Source organism: Micromonospora sp. NPDC049801 (assembly GCF_040656575.1).
GTDB lineage: Bacteria > Actinomycetota > Actinomycetes > Mycobacteriales > Micromonosporaceae > Micromonospora.
The window spans coordinates 56,435-73,607 of record NZ_JBFAMS010000009.1; the positions used below are offsets into that span (position 1 = coordinate 56,435).

Genomic DNA, 17,173 nt, shown 5'->3' on the forward strand with positions numbered 1-17,173 from the left:
GTCACACGTTACTGGCCGGTAGGCAGAATGTGAACCGCTCTCGGTTTGCCGTCGGCCCGACCGATCAGCGACCGGTGAAGTCCGGCTTGCGCTTCTCGACGAACGCGGCCATCCCCTCGCGCCGGTCGTCAGTCGCGAACAGCGCCGCGAAGAGCTGACTCTCCCAGGCCAGGCCCGAGTTGAGGTCCATGTCGAGGCCGCCGTCGACCGCCAGCTTCGCGGCGCGCAGGGCCTGCACAGGACCCCTGAGGTACGGCGTGACGAGCGCGACGGCCGCGTCGTACACCTCCGCGGCCGGTACGACCCGGTCGGCGAGACCGATCCGCAGCGCCTCCTGGGCGTCCACCATCCGCCCGGACATGATCAGATCCTTCGCCCGCGCCGGACCCACCAGACGGGCCAGCCGCTGCGTACCGCCCGCGCCGGGAATGACGCCCAGCTTGATCTCCGGCTGGCCGAGCTTGGCGTCCTCGGCGACCACCCGCCAGTCACACGCCAACGCCAGCTCACAGCCGCCGCCGAGCGCGTACCCGGTGATCGCGGCCACTACCGGCTTCGGGATCCGGGCGATCGCGCCGAGCGCGCTGGACAGGGCCGCGGCCCGGTCGGCCATGTCCACGTAGGACATGTCGGCCATCTGCTTGATGTCCGCACCGGCGGCGAAGACCTTCTCCCCGCCGTACACGATGACGGCACGGACCTCGGGATCGACGGTGGCCGCCGTGGCGGCGGCGCGCAACTCCTCCTGCACCTGCGTGTTGAGCGCGTTCATCGGCGGCCGCTCCAGCCGGATGGTGCCGATGCCGTCCCTGGTCTCCAGCCGAACGAACTCGCCCACGCTGCCCTCACTTCCTCGTCGAAGTCGCGTGCCAACCTTACGACCCGGGTCGTTGGGGTAAGTAGTGTGGTGTCAGCCCCGCGGGCGGGAGTCCAGCCATGATCACTTTCTACGACGACAGGTCGGTACGGGTCACCTCCACCGCCGTCCAGGTCGACGGGCGCAGCTACCCCCTGGCCGAGATCACCATGGTCTGGCACCGCCGTGGCAGCCGCTCCTGGCGGGTGCTCGCCGGCCGGGGCGCGATCGGCGCCGCCCTGGCCGGTCCACTGGTCGCTGCGGTGATCGGCATCGGCGTGGCCGTCTGGCTGCACCGCTCACCCACCGTCACGATCGCGATCGTGGGCGCCTCGGTGCTGGTCGGGCTGGCCGTCGGCCCGGTCGCCGACTTCCTCTTCGAGCACCTGGACCGTTCGTACGCCAGGGGCAGTCGCCAACTGGAGATCTGGGCCCGCTGGCGGGGCCAGCCGGTGCGCCTGCTGCACACCCGCGACGCGCTGCGCTTCGGCCAGATCTACCGGGCGGTCCAGCGGGCCATGGAGGCCAGCCAGCCCGTCCGCCCCGCCGCCCGCCGCTAGCCCACCCCGCGCGGGCGCCCTCCGCCGCTCTCCCGCCGATCTTGCACTTCCTGTTGTCAATATGGGCGTTCATGCCCTTTATGTCACAACAGAAAGTGCAAGATCGACGAGGCGGGACGGGCGGAGGGCAGCGCGAGGCGGGACGGGCGCAGGAGGCGCGGGTTTGCCTGCGGGTGGTTAGGCTTAGTGATGACCCTCTATTACCGGGACGACGCGGTGCAGGTGACATCCGAGTCGATCCGGGCGGGCGGTCAGGTGATCGCCCTGCCCGACGTGACGTTCGTCTGGCACCAACGGGGGCCGAAGACGCTCGCCGTACGCGGCCGGGTGCTGGGTCGCGGTGTGCTGGTCCTGCTGCTGTCGCTGCCGCCCCTCGTCGCGCTGGTCTGCGTGGTGTCGCTGGCGTGGTCGGCCCAGGACCGGGGCAACTGGCAGTTGGCGCTGATCATCCTCGCCGCCTGCGCGGTGGGGGCGCTGGCGTTGGCGCCCTTCCTGGAGATCCCCCTCGGCTGGCTGGACCGCTCCTACGAGCGCGGCAGCCACGTGCACGAACTGTGGGTCCAGCACCACGGTCAGGAACACCTGCTCCTGCGTACGCCGGACGCGCTACGGTTCGGGCAGATCTACCGGGCGGTGCAGCGCGCCGTCGAACAGCAGGGGGACCATCGATGACCAGCCGACACGGCGAGGCCGTCGCCCTGGCCGGGCTGCTCGCCGCGGCGGGCGTCACCCACCTGCTGCGCCCCGGCTACTACGACCCGATCGTGCCTCGTACGCTGCCCGGTCCCGCCCGCCTCTGGACGTACGCCAGCGGCGTCGCGGAACTGACGGTGGCGGCAGCGGTCGCGCACCCGGCCAGCCGACGGGCCGGCGGTCGAGCCGCCGCCGCGCTGTTCGTCGCCGTCCTGCCGGCCAACGTGAAGATGGCCGTGGACTGGCGACACCGCCGGCCGACGAGACGGGCGATCGCCTACGGTCGGGTGCCTCTACAGGTACCACTGATCTGGTGGGCGCTGCGCGTCGCACGCGCCACTCGATAGAGCCCAGCCGCCGGTCACGTCAGCGGCAGGGTGGTGGCGATCGGCCAGCCCAGCAGGGCCGCGCCCACGACGGCCGGCAGCCAACGCGGTGACGCGTAGCGACGCAGGACGGCGGCCCACAGCACGTGCCAGCCGAGCAGCACGGCGAACAGCGTTACCACCAGTAGCACGAACCCGGGCGCCAGGCCGACCACCGCCGACGTGCTCAGCACCACCACGGTGACCGCGACGACGAGCAGACGCCGCCACGTCCGGCCGACCGCCACCAGCTCGACGCCGAGCAGGAACAGCAGGCACGCGCCCATGACCAGCGGAAGGAGCCACCAGCGGGCGCCGACCGGCAGCGCCGAGGTCAGCCCGAGGTGGATCGGCAGCGCCACGGCGAGAATCGCGTACGCCGTCAGCGCCAGCACCGCGCCGGTGATCCGTATCGGTGTCCGGCTGCCGACCGGCTCGTCGGCGATCTCCGGCACGCGTGTCGCGGCGGGTAGCCAGCGTTGACCGCCGACCGTCAGGATGCCGGTGACCAGTAGGAATCCGCTGACGTAACCGCCGACCGCGAGCGGCAGGCGGTTGGTCGGCAGGATCGCCGCGACGGCCGCAGCGAGCCCGCTGGCGAGGACGGCCAGCCCGAACAGGACGGGAACCCGCAGCGCCGACGCCGATCCCCCCGCCGTCCGCCGCCCGGCGGAGTGCGCCGGCGAGAGCGTCACGGCAGGCGGCCGTGCCGGTGCGAGCGTCACGGCGGCCCGCCGGCCCAGGAGCAGCGCGGCCAGCGGGACCAGTCCGACGGCGAACGCGACCACGAGCAGCGCCGCGCCGATGAGACGGGCGAACGGACGGGGTGGGGCGTCCCCGTCCACACTGGGCAGCCAGCGGGCGATCTCCTCGTGGGTACGCGGGGCGAAGAGCACCGAGATGTGCTCCACCCCCGGCACCACGACGGCGGGTCGGCGACCCACCGTCGCGCCCCGCCGTGCGGCGTCGTCGGCTGCTCGGCGGAACCCCGGGAACTCCGCGCCGCCCACGATCAGCAGCAGGTCGGTCGGCCGACCGGGGGGCAGCTCGCCGGCCTCGGGCAGCGATATCGCCACGGTCCGGGCGATCTCGGGATGCCCGGCCGCGTAGCGGGTCACCGCGCCGGCGCCCATCGAGTGGCCGACCAGCATGATCTGGGTCGGGTCCACGTCCGGTTGGGAACGCAGGTGTCCGACGGCGATGTCCAGGTCGGCGGCGAGCGTCGGGGGCGACATGCCGGTGCCGAGTCGGGCCGGGTTGGCACCGTGCCCGGCGAAGTCGAACACCAGCGCGACCGCTCCGCGACGGGCGACGGTGTCGGCGATCGGACGCATCAGCCGTGCCGAGCCGGCGAAGCCGTGTGCGATCACCACGCCGGGTCGCCGGACGTCCGGGTTCGGCGGGCCGGCGCGTACCTCGGTCATCGGCACCCCGTCGACGGTGATCTGCCGCACGGTGAGGCCGGCGTCGGCGCGTACCAGCACCGCCGTGCCGAGCGCGGCGGTGACCGCCGCGAGGACGGCGAGCAGGACGGCGGTCCGGGTGCTCGGTGGGTGGCGCGGCGGTACGGCCGACATGCCGGCACCCTACCGCCGAGCACCCCGTCCCGGACCGGGCCGACAGCCGCGAACGAGCGGTTGTGGCAGGACCGACGCACACTTGACCCCATGGCGCTCCCCCTCCCCACACCAACCGCGGTGGTCGGCCTGACCCGCTCCGCCCTCGACCAGGCGCTCGGCTCGGCTGCCTCGTTCGCCGCCGTGCCCGCCCGCGCGTTCGCGGTGCTGGACGGGGTGGAAGCGCTGCTGGCCAGGATCAACGGCGTGGTCGATCGGATCGAGACGACCCTGGACCGGACCGATGGGGTGCTCACCGACGCCGAGACGGCGGTCCGTGAGGTGGCGGTGATCAGCGCCGCCGCGACCACCGCCGTCGACACGGCCACCGAGGTGGCCGCCGCAGCCGCCGTGGTGGTGAACGAGGCCGACAAGGTCGCACGCCTCGCGGGCACGGTGGTCACCGGGGCCGACGCGGTGGCCGGCAACGCCGCGGTCACCGTGGACACGGCCGCGCGGGCCGCGGCCACGGCGGCCGAACTGCTGGCGGCGTACGAGCCGGCGCTGCGCCGGGCCGCGCCGATGGCCGACAGGTTCGTGGCGGAGTTGAGCCACGAGGAGATCACGGCGGCGATCCACCTGATCGACGAGTTGCCCAAGCTCAAGGAGCACCTGACCGCCGACATCCTGCCGATCCTCGCGACCCTGGACCGGGTCGGGCCCGACCTGCACGACCTGCTCGATGTCACCCGTGACCTCAAGCTCGCCGTGGCCGGCATCCCCGGCCTCGGCATGCTGCGCCGACGGGGCGAGAAACTGAGCGACGAACCGGTCGACTGACCGCGCGGGACGGGCGGTCAGCCCGGCTCGTACAGCGCGTCGATCTCGGCCCGCTGCGGCAGTGCCACCGAGGCGCCGAGCTTGCGTACGCAGGCCGCGCCGGCCGCCGCCGCCCAGCGTACGGCGTCGACGACGTCCCGTCCCTCGCCCCAGCCGACCGCCAGCGCGGCGGTGAACGCGTCGCCGGCCGCCGTGGAGTCGACCACGTCAACTCTGACGGCGGGCACGTGCACCTCGACGCCCTCCCGGTCGACGTACCAGGCCCCCGCGTCACCGAGGGTGAGTACCGCGCGGGGCACCAGGTCGAGCAGCGCCCTCGGGTAGTCCCGGCCCCGGCCGGTGAACGCCTGCGCCTCACCCTCGTTGACGACGAGCAAATCCACGGCTTCGAACAGTTCCGGAGGAAGGTCCCGGGCCGGTGCGGCGTTGAGGACGACCCGGGTGCCGGCGGCGCGGGCGGCCAGCGCCGCGGCGGTCACCGTGCGCACCGGGATCTCCAACTGGGCGACCAGGACGTCCGCCTCGCGTACCGCGACCAACTCCTCCTCGGTGAGGCCGACCAGCGCGTCGTTCGCGCCGGGGGTGACGACGATGGCGTTCTCCCCCTGGCCGTTCACCATCACGAGCGCCACGCCGGACGTGCCGTACGCCACCCGCAGGTGACCGGTGTCCACGCCGGCCGCCGTGATGCGGGCGCGGAGCGTCACGCCGAACGCGTCGGAGCCGATCGCGCCCAGGAAGGTGCAGGAGGCGCCGGCCCGGACGGCGGCGATGGCCTGGTTGGCGCCCTTGCCGCCGGGCACCATCACGAAGTCGGTGCCGAGCATGGTCTGGCCCGGCCGGGGCAGCGCGGGGGCCATCGCGACCAGGTCCATGTTGGCGCTGCCCACCACCACCACCCGCGTCGGCGACATGGTCACCCGCTCAGGCGGCGCGCGCGGTGTAGCGGTCGCCGGAGCGCTCGACCACCAACGGCAGACCGAAGGTCTTGGAGAGGTTGTCGCCGGTCAACGTCTCGGCCAGGAGGCCCTGGGCGACGACCGCGCCCTCGCGCAGCAGCAGCGCGTGGGTGAACCCGGGCGGGATCTCCTCCACGTGGTGGGTGACGAGCACCATGGCGGGGGCGTCCGGGTCGTACGCCAGCTCGGCCAGCCGGCCGACCAGGTCCTCGCGGCCACCGAGGTCGAGCCCGGCGGTGGGCTCGTCGAGCAGCAGCAGCTCCGGGTCGGTCATCAGCGCCCGGGCGATCTGGACGCGCTTGCGTTCGCCGTCGGAGAGGGTGCCGTAGCGGCGCTCGGCGAGGTTGCCGACGCCGAGCTGGCTGAGCAGCGCCCTGGCCCGCGCCACATCGCCGTGCTCGTAGCTCTCCCGCCAGCGTCCGACCACCGACCAGGCTGCGGTGACCACCACGTCGCTGACCTGCTCGTCGGCGGGCACCCGCGCGGCGAGCGCGGCCGTGGTGAGCCCGATGCGGGTCTGCAGCTCGTTGATGTCGGTGCGGCCGATCCGCTCACCGAGGACGTACGCGACGCCGGTGGTGGGGTGCAGCCGGCCGGCGGCCAGGTTGAGCAGGGTGGTCTTGCCCGCGCCGTTGGGGCCGAGCACCACCCAGCGCTCGTCCAGCTCGACGCGCCAGGTCAGGTCCTGCAACAGGGCGTTGTCGGAGCGGCGTACGCCCACGCTGTCGAGGCTGACCACCAGATCCGGGTCCACGGGTGCGGCGGCAGGCGCGGCGCCGGCAGCGCCGGGGATCAGGTCACCAGTCACCCGACCATCCAACCACGCAGGAGTGGCGTGCCCCCCACGGGCGGCGCTCTGGCCATAGGGTGAGGCACCGTGTCGTTGATCACCACACCCCAGGGACGGCCCATGCCCGGTCGAGGTTTGGCGCCGCGCGGATGAGCGCGGTCATCGAGATCGAGGGTCTGCGCAAGACCTTCCGCAGTCTGCGCAACGGCAGGAGGGTGGCGGTCGACGGGTTCGACCTGCTGGTCGAGGCCGGCCAGATCCACGGTTTCCTGGGGCCCAACGGCTCGGGTAAGACCACCACGTTGCGCGCCCTGCTCGGGCTGGTCCGCGCCGACAGCGGCCGGATGACGGTGTTCGGCCAGCCGTCGCCGGAGCTGCTGCCCCGGGTGGCGGGGCAGGTCGGCGCCATCGTGGAGAGTCCGCAGTTCTTCGGCAACTTCACGGGTCGTCGTACGCTGCGGCTGCTGGCCCGCGCCGGCGGGGTGCCGATCTCGCGGGTGGACGAGACGCTGGAGCTGGTGGGCCTGCGCGACCGGGGCGACGAGCGGGTAAAGGGCTACTCGCTGGGCATGAAGCAGCGGCTCGCGGTGGCGTCCGCGCTGCTGAAGGATCCGCGTCTGCTCATCCTCGACGAGCCGGCGAACGGCCTCGATCCGGCGGGCATCCGCGAGATGCGCGACCTGATGCGGTCACTCGCCGCGGCGGGGGTGACCGTGCTGGTGTCGAGCCACATCCTGGGCGAGATCCAACTGATCTGCGACCACGTCACGATCATCTCGCAGGGGCGGCGGGTGGCGGCCGGCCGGGTGGACGAGGTGCTGGCGGGTCACGACCGGCACGAGTTCCTGGTCCGGGTGGCCGAGCCCGAGCGCGCCGCCGACGTGCTGCGTGCGGCGGAGCTGACGGCTGCCGTCGAGGGCGAGACGCTGGTGGTGAGCGGAGCGACCGACCCGACGATCATCAGCCGCGTCCTCGGTGAACAGGATCTGTGGGTCGCCGAGCTGACGCCGCTGCGACCCGACCTGGAGAGCGTCTTCCTGGAGCTGACCGGGGCCGGGAAGCACCCCTCGGTGCCCCGCCAGGTCGACGAGGCGGCACGACCAATCGACGCCGACGGCGCGCCGGTGATCGATCTCGACGTACGGGGAGTGGACGCGTGAACCTGGTCCGGGCCGAGTTGGAGCGCCTCTCCGCACGCCGCTTCGTGCAGCTCATGATCGTCCTGCTGGTGCTGGCGTTCGGCATCACGGCCGCGACCACGCTGGCCGGGTCGCATCAGCCGAGCGCCCAGGAACTCTCCTCGGCGCGGCAGCAGGCCATCGAGGCGCGGCGGAGCATGGAGGTCAGCTACCAGCAGTGCCTGGCCCGGCGGGACGGGATCTCGACCCCCGACACCCAGGACTACCTGCCCGCCGACTGTTCCGACATGGACCCGGCCCAGCAGGACCGGTTGCCGATCGCGTCCGACTACCTGTCGGGGGTGTTCAACTTCGCCGAGCAGGCCAAACCGCTGCTGTTCTTCCTCATCGCGTTCCTGGTGCTGTTCGGTTTCCTGGTCGGCGCCTCGTACATCGGGGCGGACCTGAACTCCGGTGGGGTGGTGAACCTGCTGCTGTGGCGGCCACGCCGGCTGACGGTGCTGGGCACGAAGCTGGGCACCCTGCTGGCTGCCATGTTGGCGCTGGCGGTGGTGGCCTCGGTGGCCTACCTGGCCACCTTCTGGGTGATCGGGCAGACCGCCGGGCTTGCCGGTCGGCTCGACGGTGACTTCTGGAGCTCGCTGGGCGCCATCCACGGCCGTGGCCTGGTGCTGGTGCTGCTGGCCACCGCGTCAGGTTTCGCCATCGCGACGCTGGGCCGGCACACGTCGGCGGCGCTCGGAGTGGTCGCCGCGTACGCGGTGGTGTGGGAGCTGGGCGCCCGGCTGGTGCTGGCGATCGTCGACGCCCGGCGGCCGGAACAGATGATGCTCTCCACGTACGTCGGGGCGTGGCTCAGCGGTGAGGTACGGATCTGGGATTCCCAGCTCTGTCGGCGAAACTTCAGCGGCACGTCCTGCGAGGGCTTCTACACCCTCACCTGGAGACCGTCGCTGGCGGTGCTGCTCGCGGTCGCCGGCGGGTTGACCGTGTTGGCCTTCGCCGCCTTCCGCCGCCGTGATCTGAACTGAGGTGGCAATGGCCGCCCGGTGGCAAGAGCTTGCAGCCGGGCGGCCAGCGGTGAAATATTCCTTCACATGACCGCCGCAGCGGGCTCAGCCGACGGTGGAGCCGAACACCTCGTCACGGACGGCGTTCAACGCGGTACGCAGGGCACCCCGCAGGATCGGCTCCTCGGTGAGGCCGGTGGGCACCACCCGCGGCCGGACCAGGGTGATCGCGGCGACCTCCCGCTGCACCCGGTCGGCGAGCGCCGTGCCGCCGGCCTGGCCGACCTCGCCGGCCAGCACGACCAACGGCGGGTCGAGCACCACGCAGGTGCTGGCCACGCCGAGCGCGAGCCGGCGGGCCAACTCGTCGAGCATCGGGCCACCGGCGGCGCCGGCCTCGACCGCCGCACGCACCGCGCCGGCGGCGTCCGACGCGGAGAAGCCGTGCTCACGGGCCACCGAGCGCACCGAGTCACCGCCGATCACCTGCTGGAAGGCGGGCTTCGCGCGCCGCGAGACATCGCGTGGGATGGGCGCGCCGGGCACCGGCAGGTAGCCGATCTCGCCCGCCGCTCCGCTGCTGCCGTGGTGCAGCCGCCCACCCAACATGATCGCCAGGCCGACACCGGCACCCACCCAGACCAGGACGAAGTCCCCCACTCCCTGCGCGGCGCCGGACTGCGCCTCGGCCACCGCGGCCAGGTTGACATCGTTCTCGAAGACCACCGGGGTGTGCAGGTCGTCCCGCAGCGCGGCCAGCAGACCGCTGTGCCAGCGCGGCAGGTTGAAGGCGAAGGTGATGTCGCCGGTCTGCGGATCGACCAGGCCCGGCGTGCCGAGCACGATCCGTCGGACGCTGCTGAGCTGCGCCTGGGCGCTGCTGGCGGCCTGCACCACGGCGTTGTGCACCACGCCCACCGGATCGTCGGTGTCCCGCGTCGACTGCTCCACCCGGCCGATGACGGCGCCGGTGATGTCGGCGCAGGCGGCCACCACCCGGTCCGGCCCGACGTCCACCCCGACGACGTGCGCGCTGCTCGCGCGTACGGCGTAGAGCTGGGCGTTCGGCCCTCGCCCGCCGGCCTGCTCGCCGACCCGGCTGACCAGGCCACGCTCCTCCAGGCGCTCGACGAGCTGCGAGGCGGTGACCTTGGACAGGCCGGTCAGCTCGCCGAGCCGGGCCCGGGTGAGCGGTCCCCGCTCGAGGAGCAGTTCCAGCGCCGCACGGTCGTTGAGCGCCCGCAACAGGCGGGGGGTGCCGGGCAGCCGGGTCGCACTCATGCCACGTCCTCTAGTTTTAGTAAACTTTGCTAACTGTAAACCGACCTGCGAACGGGTAGCCGTAGCGTAACGGTCACCCCGAGGCAGAGTGCTCGGCCAACCCGGCAGGGCGACGACCACCGCGGGTACACGTTCGTATCCACGGGAAGCGAAGGGGGAAATCTCGTGGGGCTCGATCCAGGACTGCGCCGGCTCGCGCTGGGCACGTTGCTCGCCGCGTACCCGGGAGCGGTCCCGCCGCGCTGGGCGGTCGACCTGGTGGCCGACGGCCTGGCCGGGCACACCCTGTTCGGCACGAACGTGCACGACCCCGCGCAGGTGGCGGCGAGCACGGCGGCGCTGCGCGCCGGCCGGCCGGACGTGCTGATCGCCATCGACGAGGAAGGTGGCGACGTGACCCGGCTGGCCCACGCCACCGGCAGCCCGTACCCCGGTAACGCCGCCCTCGGCGCGGTCGGCGACGTGGCGCTCACCCGCCGGGTCTACCAGTCGATCGGCGCAGAGCTGGCCGCGCTGGGCGTCACCGTCAACCTGGCCCCCACCGTCGACGTGAACACCGCCGACGACAACCCGGTGATCGGCACCCGCTCGTTCGGCGCCGACCCGCTGCGGGTGGCCGCACACTCGGCCGCGGCCGTCAGTGGCCTCCAGGCCGCCGGTGTGGCCGCCTGCGCCAAGCACTTCCCCGGACACGGCGCGACGGTCACCGACTCCCACCACGAGCTGCCCACGGTGGACGTACCGCTGGAACTGCTCCGCCAGCGCGACCTGCCGCCGTTCGCCGCGGTCGTCGCGGCCGGCACGCAGGCCGTGATGACCGCGCACATCCGGGTGCCGGCGCTGACCGGCGACGGTCCGGCGACCTTCAGCCGGGCCGTCCTGGTCGACCTGCTGCGCGCCGAGTACGGCTTCACCGGCACGGTGATCACCGACGCCCTGGAGATGAAGGGCGCGGCGGTGGCCGCCGGGGGCGTCGGGCCGGCCGCCGTACGGGCGCTGTCGGCCGGCGCCGACCTGCTCTGCATCGGCGCGCAGGTCGACGCCGCGCTGGTCGAGCGCGTGGCCGCCGAGATCGCCGCGGCGACCACCGACGGCCGGCTGCCGGTCGCCCGGGTCGAGGAGGCGGCCGGCCGCGCCGCCGCGCTCGCCGCCTGGACCCGGGCCGCCGGCCGGTCGTCGGCCACCCCCGACCCCGACCTGGGGTACGCGGTGGCACGCCGGGCGGTGCGGGTGGAGGGACTGCTCACCGACCTGGACCAGCCGCTGGTGGTCCAGTTGCACACCGAGTCCACGATGGCCGAGGGCCGGGTGCCGTGGGGCCTCGGCCCACACCTCGACGGTGGACGCGAGATCCGCGTCGTGGCCAGCGAGACCGATCAGGCGGCCGTCCGCGAGCTGGCCGGGGACCGGCCGATCGTGCTGGTCGGGCGGCACCTGCATCGGCTGCCCGGCGGCCCGGAACTGGTCGACGCGCTGGCCGCCGCGCATCCGGTGACCGTCGTGGAGATGGGCTGGCCGGGGGCGTGGCGACCGTCCGGCGCACGGGCGTTCGTCACCACGTACGGCGCGAGCCACGCCAACGGACGGGCGGCGGCGGAGGCGCTCGGCCTCGCGGGTTGACCCTGCGTTACTGATCGGCTCGCCAACGTCACCGCGCTTCGTCGCAGGTCAAGTCCACAATTCGACACTCCGACCCGACTGCTCGCATCTTGCAGCTTGCAGTTTCGATACGTAGCGTGATCGATATCGGATCGGCGTGTCAGTGGCACGGCCGATCGGAGCGAACCGGGGCCTGGGGGCAGGTTGCGGACCGTGGATCCGGCCCGGGATCCACGGTCCGCGCACTGAGCCCACCTCAGCGCGGATACACCCCGTACGCCCGCCAACCCCGGTCCGGGAAACCCGCCGCCTCCGCGACCCGGGCCGAGGCCTGGTTGTCCCGCTCGTGCAGGTAGGTCGGCACCGCGCCCTCGTCCAGGACCCGCCGCGCCGCCTGCGCCACCAGCCGACGTGCGAGGCCACGGCCGCGGGCCGCCGGCGCGGTGCCGACGGCAAGCTCGTGCCCGTACGCGTCGTGGCGCTTGATGGCGGCGCCCGCCAGGTAGCCGCCGTCGGCATCGCGCACCACGAGCACCGGCCGGTCGAACAGCCGCAGCCAGGGCGGCAGCCCAGGGGTCGTCGAGGCGACCCACTCGCCCGCGTCGGGCAGGGGCGCGGGCGAGAGAGTCCAGCGGAAGGGGCCGTCGTGCACGCAGAAGGCGGGGTGCCCGACAGCCTCCGGCAGCGCGGCGAGCAGCCGTTCCGGCGTGCGCTCGACCAACGCCCGGATAGCGGCGGCCCGGTCCGGCGCGACGGAGAGCACCGCGCTCCGACCGGTGTCCACGGCGAGGGCCGGACGCAGCCGGCCGTCCCAGGCCGGCAGTGCCCGCCGGCGCGAGGCGACCACGTGCAGCCCGGGTCCGGCCGGCCACTGGCCGAGCCAGGAGGCGAGGTGCAGCTGCAACCGCCGGTCCAGCATGCGTACCTCCCGTCGCCCCACACGTCGTGATCACCGTACGCCCGGGCGGCTCGACCGGGCGGACCATCGCGCCAGGGTGGGACGCTGCCCGAGATCCGGGAATCAGCTCGCGACATCGACCGTCATAGGCATTTCCCTATCTGGACACCTTTCTCTGCCACGGTATGGGCATGCCGATTCAGCCGAACGACCGTTTCCACCAGCACCCCGCGCGACTCTGGCGAGCGGCGGGCACCGCCGAGGGCACCCCCACCCAGGCGGGGTACCGGGTGGTCCGTGCGACGGGCGGGCTGCCCTGGGCGGCGCTGAACGAGCTGCCGGCCAGCTCCAGCCGGCACGGCCTCAACCGGCGCTGAACACACCGACGCGTCAGCTACGACGGACAGCGTCGGGGACGACACACCGCAGGAGGACCAGCGACGGCATTCGCACACCTGTCGGGTAATTTCTTCCAGGTCCGGCACCCGGCCTACGACAGGAGAAGCTCCGCGCATGGGCAAGAAGACGATCCACGTCTCCGACTTCACCGGAACCGTTCTGCAGCAGGACGACGAGGTGGTTCGTGTCGTCGTCCTGGAGCACCCGGACCTGGTCGCCGGGCCCGTGCAGCTCGACGCCACCCCGGGCGAGGTGGAGAACATCGACGACGCCGCGCTGGACGTGGCGGTGGTCGAGATCCACGACCGGCACGGCGGGGGCGAGCCCCGACGGGTCGTCCTCACCGCGAGCGAGTTCGACGCGATGGCCACCGACGTCCCGATGGCGCAGTTGTTGAAGACGGCCGAACGGGTCCGCCCGCCCAAGGCCCGCAAGAGCGCCGAAAAGATCGACTACGGCACGTTGGAGCACGCCGGCAAGCCGCACCGGGGCCGCGTCACCGAGGAGGAGGCCCGGCTGGTCCGCGAGCAGCTCGACGAGGTCAACAAGCGGCTCGCGGACGCGGGCGTACGCCAGATCGACCCGGCCGATCCGGAGCACGCCCTGCGCTACGGCTTCCCCGAGGCGTCCTGACCCCGGTTCCTACTGTTGCGCGACGGCGGCGGCGAGGGCGGCGGACAGGTCGGCTTCGACCGCCGCCTTGTCGAGGCCGAGGTCGGTGAGCACGCCGGCACCGTCCTCCTGCTCCAGCAGGGCGAGCAGGATGTGCTCGGTGCCGATGTAGTTGTGCCCGAGGCGCAGCGCCTCCCGGAAGGTCAGCTCCAACGCCTTCTTGCCGCGCGCGTCGTACGGGATGAGGTCCGGAACCTGGTCGACCGACGGCGGTAGGACGGCGCCGACGGCCTCCCGCACCGCCTCGGGGGTGGCACCCCGACCGACCAGCACCCGGGCGGCCAACCCCTCCGGCTCGGCCAGCAGCCCGAGCACCAGGTGCGCGGGGCCGATCTCGGGGTTCCCGGCGGCGCGGGCCTCTTCCTGCGAGGCCATCACCACGTTGCGGGCTCGCGGGGTGAACCGGCCGAAGCCGGCGTTCGGATCGAGCGCCGCGGCCTCGGTGGAGCCCTTGGCCACGAAGCGCTTCTGGGCGGCCTGCTTGCTGACCCCCATGCTGCGGCCGATGTCGGTCCACGACGCTCCCGAGCGCCGGGCCTGGTCGACGAAGTGCCCGATCAGGTGGTCGGCGACCTCACCGAGATGGTCGGCGGCGATCACCGCGTCGGTGAGCTGGTCGAGCGCGTCGGTGTGCGCCTTCTTGATCGCCTGGATGAGGTCGTCGAGCTTGACGGGGTTGCTCATCTGGAAAGGTTCGGTCATGCGTCAACCATAGGTTGACGCCCGCATTCCGTCAACCACTGGTTGACGACATCAGTCGCGAGACGCCCGCTAGGGTGGGCGCGGCCGCACAGCGGAGGAGGGGCCGGCATGCGTCTGCACGTGGGGTGCGCCATGTGGAGTCACCGGTCGTGGCCGGGGCACTCGCTGCCGTCCGGAGAACGCCTCCGGCACTACGCCAGTTGGTGCGACGCCGTGGAGGGCAACACCACCTTCTACGCGACCCCGACCCAGGACACCGTGGCATCCTGGGCGGCGCAGACCGACGCCGGCTTCCGATTCGTCCTCAAGCTGCCCAAGGTCGTCACGCACGAACGTCGGCTCACCAACGCCGACGAACCGCTGCACGCCTTCCTGGACGCGATCGAGCCCCTCGGCCCACGCGTCCACGCCCTCTGGATTCAACTACCGGGGTCGTTCGCGCCGGCCGACGTACCCACGCTCGGCCGGTTCCTCGCGCAGCTCCCGGCTTCCCACCGCTACGCCGTGGAGGTCCGCCATCCCGCGTTCTTCACCGAGCCCCGCGCGACCCGGCTGCTCGAGGAGACCCTGACCGGGGCGTCGGCCGAATGGATCCCCTTCGACACCACCGCCTTCTTCAGCCGCCCGCCGACAAGTGACGCCGAACGCGACGCCTGGATGAAGAAACCCCGGGTGCCGCTGCGGTCCGTCGCGCTGACCGACCGCCCGATCGTGCGTTACCTGGGCCGCGACGACGACACCCGGACCGTGCAGGGGTGGCGGCGTTGGGTCGAGGTCACCGCCGGCTGGCTGCGCGAGGGGCGCTCCCCCACCATGTTCGTCCACACGCCGGACAACGCCGACGCGCCGCGGCTCGCCCGGCGGTTCCACGACGAGGTACGCGCCCACGTGCCGGGTCTCGACCCGCTGCCCGACCCGATCTCCGTCGAGCCGCTGACCCTCTTCTGAGCACCCACGTCACGGCTGTCGGTCGAGCAGCGCGTCGAGGTGATGGGCGGTGCTGATCAGCGAGAGGTGACTGAACGCCTGCGGGAAGTTGCCGATCTGCTCGCCGGTGGGGGCGATCTCCTCCGAGTAGAGCCCCAACGGCGTGCTGTAGGTCAGCATCTTCTCGAACGTCAACCGGGCGTCGTCGAGCCGTCCGGACTGGGCGAGAGCCTGGACGTACCAGAAGGTGCACATGCTGAAGGTGCCCTCGGAGCCGACGAGCCCGTCGGGCGAGGCTTTCGGGTCGTACCGGTAGACGAGACTGTCCGACACCAACTCGTTGTCTATCGCCCGCAACGTCGACAGCCACATCGGATCGTTCGGCGCGATGAAGCCGACGCCGGGCATCGCGAGCAGCGAGGCGTCGGTGATGTCGCTCCCGTAGTGCTGCACGAAGGCCTGCCGTCCCGGATGGAATCCCCGTGCGATGACCTGCTCGTAAACGGCGTTGCGTTGGTCCGCCCACCGGGTGATGCTCGCGGGACGCCCCCGGTTGTGCGCGATGCGGATGGCACGGTCGAACGCGAGCCAACACATCATCCGCCCGTAGGTGAAGTCCTGCCGGCCGGACCGGGTCTCCCAGATGCCGTCCTCGGGCTGGTCCCAGTGGTCGCAGAGCCAGTCCATCAGGCCGGCCGTCTTGCGCCACCCCTCGTACGACGTCATCAGCCCGCTCTGGTCGGCGAGGTGCAGCGAGTTCAGCGCCTCGCCGTAGATGTCCAGTTGCAGCTGGCCCGCCGCGCCGTTGCCGATCCGCACCGGCGCCGACCCGCGATACCCCTCCAAGTGCGGCAGCACCTCTTCGGGGAGGTCCGGCGAGCCGTCGATGCGGTACATGATCTGCAGTGGCAGGCCGCCGTCGTGGGCCTCCTGGATACGCGCTTCGAGCCACGACAGATATTTCTGGGCCTCATCGGTGAAACCGACGCTGAGCAGCGCGTGCACCGAGAACGAGGCATCGCGGATCCAGGTGTAGCGGTAGTCCCAGTTCCGCGGGCCGCCGATCTGCTCCGGCAACCCCGCCGTCGGCGCGGCGACCAGGGCGCCTGTCGGGGCGTACGTCATGAGCTTGAGGGTCATGGCCGATCTTTCGACCATCTCCCGCCAGCGACCGGTGTAGGAGGTTCGCAGGGCCCACCGACGCCAGTAGTCCCGGGTTTCGGCGAGCAGTTCGCAGGCCTCTTCCGTGGTGAGAGCCCGGGGTGGGTGGGGGCAGGCCGTCTCCAGCACGACCCCACCGATGTCGCCCTCGTGCAACTCGTAACGGACGCAGACGCCCTCCGCGTCCCGGTGGATCGCCCCGTTGTCGACAAGCCGTTTCGCGTCCTTGAACGCAGTCAGGGTGAGCGAGAGGGTCGAGCTGCGAAAGACGTCGCCCTCCGGATGGACCTCCAACTCGTACGGGTCGCGCCCGTAGTTGAACCGGGGCCGGCAGTCGAAGCGGAACCGCATGCTTCCCCGAACCATCCGGACCAGCCGGACCAGCCGGTGCCGGTCGGTGGCCTGCTCGCCCGTTACGGGCATGAAGTCCAACAGCTCGCCCACGCCGTCGGCACTGTGGAAGCGGGTGATCAGGATCGGCGTGCCGGGTAGGTAGAGCTGTTTGCTCGAATACTCGATCTCGTCGGGCGAGAGTTGGAAGTGTCCGCCCTTGTCGCGGTCGAGCAGGGCGGCGAAGACGCTCGGCGAGTCGAAGCGCGGCGCGCAGAACCAGTCGACCGTTCCGTCCCTACTGATCAGCGCGGCGGTCTGCAGGTCGCCGATCAGGCCGTGCTCCTCGATCCCCGGATATCGCGTCTGCACACTGACCCCCCTCGTCAGGCTGACGGCGACTACCCGGGAAACCCGTCGCTACACGAACGCAGCC

Annotated in this window: 18 protein-coding genes; 10 read left to right on the top strand and 8 right to left on the bottom strand. The window is 72.3% G+C overall.

What is annotated here, in order from left to right:
- Nucleotides 1-64: 64 nt before the first annotated feature.
- On the bottom strand, nt 65-838 hold the full coding sequence (locus AB0I89_RS17835; RefSeq protein ID WP_357127468.1) for an enoyl-CoA hydratase-related protein: 774 nt from the start codon (nt 836-838) through the stop codon (nt 65-67).
- Nucleotides 839-936: 98 nt separating this feature from the next.
- On the opposite strand from AB0I89_RS17835, the gene AB0I89_RS17840 reads away from it, so the two are divergent.
- The 3 genes from AB0I89_RS17840 to AB0I89_RS17850 all read left to right on the top strand — a co-directional run bounded on the left by AB0I89_RS17840 (nt 937) and on the right by AB0I89_RS17850 (nt 2,456).
- Nucleotides 937-1,416 (top strand): DUF6232 family protein, encoded by a 480-nt coding sequence (locus tag AB0I89_RS17840; protein ID WP_357127471.1) that lies wholly within the window; start codon nt 937-939, stop codon nt 1,414-1,416.
- Between the two features lie 189 nt (nt 1,417-1,605).
- The gene (locus AB0I89_RS17845) at nt 1,606-2,088 is read left to right on the top strand and encodes a DUF6232 family protein (RefSeq protein ID WP_357127474.1); all 483 of its coding nucleotides are present in this window, start codon (nt 1,606-1,608) and stop codon (nt 2,086-2,088) included.
- Nucleotides 2,085-2,456 carry a hypothetical protein gene (locus AB0I89_RS17850; protein WP_357127477.1) on the top strand — a complete coding sequence of 124 codons (372 nt, stop codon included), beginning with the start codon at nt 2,085-2,087 and terminating at the stop codon, nt 2,454-2,456. The genes AB0I89_RS17845 and AB0I89_RS17850 overlap by 4 nt, the downstream gene beginning before the upstream one ends.
- Before the next feature lie 14 nt (nt 2,457-2,470).
- Here AB0I89_RS17850 and AB0I89_RS17855 read toward each other — a convergent pair whose 3' ends face one another.
- Nucleotides 2,471-4,051 carry an alpha/beta hydrolase gene (locus AB0I89_RS17855; protein WP_357127481.1) on the bottom strand — a complete coding sequence of 527 codons (1,581 nt, stop codon included), beginning with the start codon at nt 4,049-4,051 and terminating at the stop codon, nt 2,471-2,473.
- A 90-nt stretch (nt 4,052-4,141) separates the two neighbouring features.
- On the opposite strand from AB0I89_RS17855, the gene AB0I89_RS17860 reads away from it, so the two are divergent.
- Nucleotides 4,142-4,870 (top strand): hypothetical protein, encoded by a 729-nt coding sequence (locus AB0I89_RS17860; protein WP_357127484.1) that lies wholly within the window; start codon nt 4,142-4,144, stop codon nt 4,868-4,870.
- Between the two features lie 17 nt (nt 4,871-4,887).
- On the opposite strand, the gene AB0I89_RS17865 is transcribed toward AB0I89_RS17860, so the two are convergent.
- Nucleotides 4,888-5,784, bottom strand: coding sequence for a ribokinase (locus AB0I89_RS17865; RefSeq protein ID WP_357128020.1), 897 nt, complete (start codon nt 5,782-5,784; stop codon nt 4,888-4,890).
- A gap of 10 nt (nt 5,785-5,794) precedes the next feature.
- Complete coding sequence (locus AB0I89_RS17870) at nt 5,795-6,637, bottom strand: ABC transporter ATP-binding protein (protein ID WP_355052121.1); 843 nt, start codon at nt 6,635-6,637, stop codon at nt 5,795-5,797.
- A 131-nt stretch (nt 6,638-6,768) separates the two neighbouring features.
- Between AB0I89_RS17870 and AB0I89_RS17875 the strand changes: the two genes are divergently transcribed.
- Both AB0I89_RS17875 and AB0I89_RS17880 read left to right on the top strand, forming a co-directional pair.
- Nucleotides 6,769-7,779: an ATP-binding cassette domain-containing protein gene (locus AB0I89_RS17875; RefSeq protein ID WP_357127487.1), complete on the top strand. Its 1,011-nt coding sequence runs from the start codon at nt 6,769-6,771 to the stop codon at nt 7,777-7,779.
- Nucleotides 7,776-8,789, top strand: coding sequence for an ABC transporter permease subunit (locus AB0I89_RS17880; protein ID WP_357127490.1), 1,014 nt, complete (start codon nt 7,776-7,778; stop codon nt 8,787-8,789). Before AB0I89_RS17875 ends, AB0I89_RS17880 begins: the two co-directional genes overlap by 4 nt.
- Before the next feature lie 84 nt (nt 8,790-8,873).
- Here AB0I89_RS17880 and AB0I89_RS17885 read toward each other — a convergent pair whose 3' ends face one another.
- The gene (locus AB0I89_RS17885; protein ID WP_357127492.1) at nt 8,874-10,049 is read right to left on the bottom strand and encodes an ROK family transcriptional regulator; all 1,176 of its coding nucleotides are present in this window, start codon (nt 10,047-10,049) and stop codon (nt 8,874-8,876) included.
- A 165-nt stretch (nt 10,050-10,214) separates the two neighbouring features.
- Here AB0I89_RS17885 and AB0I89_RS17890 point away from each other — a divergent pair, with 165 nt between their 5' ends.
- On the top strand, nt 10,215-11,669 hold the full coding sequence (locus AB0I89_RS17890) for a glycoside hydrolase family 3 N-terminal domain-containing protein (protein ID WP_357127495.1): 1,455 nt from the start codon (nt 10,215-10,217) through the stop codon (nt 11,667-11,669).
- Between the two features lie 235 nt (nt 11,670-11,904).
- On the opposite strand, the gene AB0I89_RS17895 is transcribed toward AB0I89_RS17890, so the two are convergent.
- The gene (locus AB0I89_RS17895; RefSeq protein ID WP_357127498.1) at nt 11,905-12,567 is read right to left on the bottom strand and encodes a GNAT family N-acetyltransferase; all 663 of its coding nucleotides are present in this window, start codon (nt 12,565-12,567) and stop codon (nt 11,905-11,907) included.
- A 170-nt stretch (nt 12,568-12,737) separates the two neighbouring features.
- Between AB0I89_RS17895 and AB0I89_RS17900 the strand changes: the two genes are divergently transcribed.
- Both AB0I89_RS17900 and AB0I89_RS17905 read left to right on the top strand, forming a co-directional pair.
- On the top strand, nt 12,738-12,923 hold the full coding sequence (locus AB0I89_RS17900) for a DNA repair protein (RefSeq protein ID WP_357127501.1): 186 nt from the start codon (nt 12,738-12,740) through the stop codon (nt 12,921-12,923).
- 136 nt (nt 12,924-13,059) lie between these two features.
- Nucleotides 13,060-13,578 carry a hypothetical protein gene (locus AB0I89_RS17905; RefSeq protein WP_124771885.1) on the top strand — a complete coding sequence of 173 codons (519 nt, stop codon included), beginning with the start codon at nt 13,060-13,062 and terminating at the stop codon, nt 13,576-13,578.
- A 9-nt stretch (nt 13,579-13,587) separates the two neighbouring features.
- Here the strand turns inward: AB0I89_RS17905 and AB0I89_RS17910 are convergent, their stop codons facing one another.
- Nucleotides 13,588-14,319, bottom strand: a complete 732-nt coding sequence (locus AB0I89_RS17910; protein ID WP_357127506.1) for a Clp protease N-terminal domain-containing protein — start codon at nt 14,317-14,319, stop codon at nt 13,588-13,590.
- Between the two features lie 132 nt (nt 14,320-14,451).
- On the opposite strand from AB0I89_RS17910, the gene AB0I89_RS17915 reads away from it, so the two are divergent.
- Nucleotides 14,452-15,267 (top strand): DUF72 domain-containing protein, encoded by an 816-nt coding sequence (locus AB0I89_RS17915; protein ID WP_357128023.1) that lies wholly within the window; start codon nt 14,452-14,454, stop codon nt 15,265-15,267.
- Nucleotides 15,268-15,276: 9 nt separating this feature from the next.
- On the opposite strand, the gene AB0I89_RS17920 is transcribed toward AB0I89_RS17915, so the two are convergent.
- On the bottom strand, nt 15,277-17,109 hold the full coding sequence (locus AB0I89_RS17920) for a glycoside hydrolase family 15 protein (RefSeq protein WP_357127508.1): 1,833 nt from the start codon (nt 17,107-17,109) through the stop codon (nt 15,277-15,279).
- Nucleotides 17,110-17,173: the final 64 nt, after the last annotated feature.